This is a genomic window from Arthrobacter sp. Bi26, from assembly GCF_918697925.1.
Classification (GTDB): domain Bacteria; phylum Actinomycetota; class Actinomycetes; order Actinomycetales; family Micrococcaceae; genus Arthrobacter.
The window spans coordinates 1-4,177 of record NZ_CAKKMF010000170.1; the positions used below are offsets into that span (position 1 = coordinate 1).

The following is a 4,177-nucleotide window of genomic DNA, read 5'->3' on the forward strand; positions in this document are numbered from 1 at the left end:
GGTGTGTAGTGGTGACGGGGTCATGACTGGTCCTTTCCGCCGCCGGCGGCGGCCTGAGGCACCGCCTGGCCGCTGTTGGTCTGGCCGGTGTTGGTCTCGGCCAGGAGGTTCAGGATGCGCCGGGCCAGGGCGTCGTTTTCGCGGAACGGCGCGGCGTTGGTGCCGGGCCGGGCGAAGGCGCCGGCGCCCCAGCCCGAGGTACCGGGCCCGACGCCGAACAGCCGCTCGCGCCGCTCCCCCACCGGACTGATCAGCTCGTTGTGGGCGGACACCAGGAGCCGCCCCGTCGCGTGCGTCCCGTCCGCGGTGAGGAGCTGCTGTTCGGTGCCGAGCCCGGAGCTGTGCAGCTGGCGCAGCAGCGGGTTCGCGGAGCGGGCCACCGACGGCGCCGGGAGCCGGGCCTCGATCAGCGCCGCCGCTGACACGGTGATCCCGGCCTGGGCCGAGCGGGCGACGAACCGGCCCGAGTACTCCGCGGCCTCGATCTCCAGCCCCGGGCCAATGAACTGCAGCAGCCCGGACCGGTGGATGGCCAGCATCTCCCGCAGCCTGCGCGGCGGCGGCCCGGAATCGACGAAGCTAAAGAAGCCGTGCCACCAGCCCTGGACATCGCGCTGTGAGCGCGCGTTGAGCCGCTCGGACGGCACCAGCCGGCCCAGGTCCATATAGGACTTGAGCAGCGAGATGAACAGGGCCAGGGTCTCCGAATGGTCCGGCCCGGTGCGCAGCTCAAGGTCGCGGCCGATGTACGCCGCCACCGCGGCCTGGGCGTCCGCGTGGCCGGCGAAAACCCGGCCCGCGAAGGGATGGTCCAGCCGTTCGAGGTCCAGGTGGAGCTCTGCGTCTGGGACGGACTCAGTGACCAGCCGCTGGCGCTCCTGGCTGTACCACTGGGCGGCGGAGAACCGCTCGGCGAATTCCTGCCAGCCAATCCGGACCCGGCCCGGGTAGCCGGTGAACAGCTCGCGGTAGTACGCGTAGCCTGCATCCTTGGCAATCAGGGGCCAAAGCTGGGCGCGGAAGTCCAGCTCGCCGGGCCCGTCCAGCAGCGCCGCGACGGCGTCTGCGGTAAAGAACGCCGGTTCCCCCGCTGCGTCACCGCGCAGGGTGGACGTGATCTTGGAGTGGTAGGGCACGCCGCGGCGGGAGCCGGCCCACAGCCGCGGCTCAGCACCGGAGGGCCGGTAGCGCAGGCCGCCGTCGGGCAGCTCCTCGAACCTGCCGCCGCGGCCCTCCATGAGCAGCACCAGCAGGTCCACGAAGGCCAGGCCCATGCCGGAGACAATCACGTCCTGGCCGGCGGCGAGCGGTGAGTAGTCGACGTCGGTCGTGTAGCTCGGCGCCGCGTGGAATGCGCCGTGCCGGGCGGCAAAACCGGCCCACGCGGCAGACTCCGGTTCGGGCAGCGAATCGGTGTGCCCCAGGGAGGCGATCACGACGTCGGCGCGCAGCATCGCGCCGCCGGCCAGCCGGACGCGGTAGCTTTCGGCGCCGGGTTCCGGTTCGCCCTCTTCGAGTTCGACGGCGGACGCGGTGTCCCGGTGCACCGTGACGGTGACGTCCGGTCCGAGCGCGGCGACGGAGCGGCGGAAGAACCATTCCAGGTAGACACTCTGCAGCTGCCGGGTGGGAAAAGTGGAGCCGGTGAGGGCAGCCAGCTGGCGCCGGAGTTCCTGCGGCAGCTCCGGAACATCCACGATGGAGCCGTCCAGGACCCCGGCGGCCCAGTCCGCCAGGCCGGGGCCTTCGATGGCCGGTCCCTCGCATTGGACGGTGGCATCGGTGAACATCGTGACATCCGCCGCGGCGGAGTTGAGCATCAGCCCGGGATGCTGTTCGTAGCGCCAGATCCTGCCCGCACCCGGAGTGTGCGGCTCCACGACGTGGACCTGGAGCGTACCGGCGAACAGTTCCGGCCGGTTTGCGGCGAGGCGTTCCAGCAACCCGGCCGTGCGCGGGCCGCCGCCGATGAGGACCACGGATGGGGCATTCACTTGCATGACGGTCTCCTGGCTCTGGTGCGGAGCCCTCATGCTAGGCACCCGAAACGGGGCCGGTCGAGGCGCCGGTCACAGCCGTTCACCCCCCGTAATGCGGCGTAAATCGAGGCAAGAAAACGTCGTGTGACGCCGTGCGAACCTGCGTGAACGTATGCAACTTGCCGCCTTGCCGCGCGTTTTCGCACGCCCTTAGATTGGCAGCCAACCGTACCCCCACAGCAACTGGAAGAAGCGAGGTGGCGCATGAGTTCAACAGCAACCCCGGTGGCACAGTCCGCCCCGGAGCCGGCGTCCGCCAGCATCGAATCCGCACCCGACACTGCACCGGCCGGAGCTGCCGGCTCCGGTTCAGCGGGCCGCAAGGCCGCCACCGACTATGCCGACTACCGGCTGGTCCCGGCCCGCCACCCGTGGCGCTGGGTGGGCACCGCCGTCGTCGCCCTGGGCGTGGCCGGCATTGCCTGGTCCCTGGCCACCAACCCGCGCTGGGAATGGGGCGTGGTGGCGCAATGGTTCACCGCCCAGTCAATTGTGAATGGCCTGCTGGAGACGCTCAAGCTGACGGCCATCTCCGGGGCGCTCGGGTTCATCCTGGGGTTCATCCTGGCACTGATGCGGCTCTCCGCGTCCCCGCTGCTGGTCTCGGTCTCCTGGACCTTCTCCTGGATCTTCCGCTCCACGCCGCTGCTGGTGCAGATGCTGCTCTGGTACAACCTGGGCTACCTCTACGAGAAAATCAGCTTAGGGCTCCCGTTCACGGACGTGCGCTTCTTCGAGGCGCAGACCACCACCCTGATCAGCCAGTTCGCCGCGGCCGTCCTCGGCCTGACCTTGAATCAGGCCGCCTACTCCGCCGAGATCATCCGCGGCGGCATCCTCTCCGTGGACCAGGGCCAGCTCGAGGCCGCAACCGCCCTGGGCATCCCGGCATGGCGGCGCTCCACCCGGATCGTCCTGCCCCAGGCCATGCGGGCCATCCTGCCCACCGCCTTCAACGAGGTGATCGGCCTGGTCAAAGGCACCTCGATTGTCTACGTCCTGGCCTATTCCGAGCTGTTCTACACCGTCCAGGTCATCTACAACCGGACCCAGCAGGTCCTGCCGCTGCTGCTCGTGGCCACCCTCTGGTACGTCGTGATCACCTCGGTGCTGAGCGTCTTCCAGTACTACATCGAGCGGCACTACTCCAAGGGCGCCGTCCGCACGCTGCCCCTGACCCCGCTGCAAAAGGCCCGCAAATTCCTCGCCACGCATGCGCCCGCTACCGGGGAAACCACCCAGGAAAGAGGCACCCGATGAGCGCTCTTGCCACTAACACCCCCGCGGCGCCCGCCGCCACGGACGCCGAAACCACCCGCGGACTCGTCGAGATCACCAAGGTCCGCAAGTCCTTCGGGGCCACGGAGGTTCTCAAGGGCATCACGCTGACTGTCGAGCCAGGCGGCGTCGCCGTGATTGTCGGCCCATCCGGGTCCGGCAAATCCACCCTCCTGCGCACCATCAACCACCTGGAAAAGGTCGACGCCGGGTTCATCGCGATCGACGGCACGCTGGTGGGCTACGAGGTCCGGGGCCGCCGGCTCCACGAACTGCGCGAAAAGGAAATCCTGAAGCAACGCACCGAGATCGGCATGGTGTTCCAGAACTTCAACCTCTTCCCGCACCTGACCGCGCTGGAAAACGTCACCGAGGCGCCCGTCGTCGCGCCGCGGGCAGGAAGACCCCGCTCTTCGCAGGCCGAGGCCCGCGCACGCGGGCTGGAGCTGCTGGACCGGGTGGGCCTTAAGGACCGCGCCGGCGCCTACCCGCGCCAGCTCTCCGGCGGCCAGCAGCAGCGCGTCGCGATTGCCCGGGCCCTGGCCCTGGACCCCAAGATCCTGCTCTTCGACGAACCCACCTCGGCCCTGGACCCGGAACTGGTCAACGAGGTCCTGGACGTCATCCGCGAGCTCGCCAAGTCCGGCACGACACTGATCATCGTCACGCATGAGATGGGATTCGCCCGCGACGTCGCCGACACGGTCGTGTTCATGGACCAGGGCCAGATCGTCGAGCAAGGCACACCCCAGGAGATTTTCACCAACCCGCGCGAAGAACGCACCCGGAGCTTTTTCTCCAAAGTGATCGAACCCGCCTTCAACATCTAAGGAACACCCCCATGGCAAGCAGCCCCACCC

Annotated in this window: 3 protein-coding genes; 2 read left to right on the top strand and 1 reads right to left on the bottom strand. The window is 68.9% G+C overall.

The features are described from left to right. Nucleotides 1-20 precede the first annotated feature (20 nt). The gene (locus LQV16_RS22965; protein ID WP_229996145.1) at nt 21-2,000 is read right to left on the bottom strand and encodes an FAD/NAD(P)-binding protein; all 1,980 of its coding nucleotides are present in this window, start codon (nt 1,998-2,000) and stop codon (nt 21-23) included. A gap of 243 nt (nt 2,001-2,243) precedes the next feature. Between LQV16_RS22965 and LQV16_RS22970 the strand changes: the two genes are divergently transcribed. Beyond that, nucleotides 2,244-3,299 carry an amino acid ABC transporter permease gene (locus LQV16_RS22970; protein ID WP_229996146.1) on the top strand — a complete coding sequence of 352 codons (1,056 nt, stop codon included), beginning with the start codon at nt 2,244-2,246 and terminating at the stop codon, nt 3,297-3,299. Beyond that, nucleotides 3,296-4,147, top strand: a complete 852-nt coding sequence (locus LQV16_RS22975) for an amino acid ABC transporter ATP-binding protein (protein WP_229996147.1) — start codon at nt 3,296-3,298, stop codon at nt 4,145-4,147. The genes LQV16_RS22970 and LQV16_RS22975 overlap by 4 nt, the downstream gene beginning before the upstream one ends. Nucleotides 4,148-4,177 lie beyond the last annotated feature (30 nt).

What these genes read in the sequence shown, in the direction of transcription:
- LQV16_RS22965 (WP_229996145.1), bottom strand. Translation starts at nt 2,000, where the DNA reads ATGCAAGTGAATGCCCCATCCGTGGTCCTCATCGGCGGCGGCCCGCGC.
- LQV16_RS22970 (WP_229996146.1), top strand. Translation starts at nt 2,244, where the DNA reads ATGAGTTCAACAGCAACCCCGGTGGCACAGTCCGCCCCGGAGCCGGCG.
- LQV16_RS22975 (WP_229996147.1), top strand. Translation starts at nt 3,296, where the DNA reads ATGAGCGCTCTTGCCACTAACACCCCCGCGGCGCCCGCCGCCACGGAC.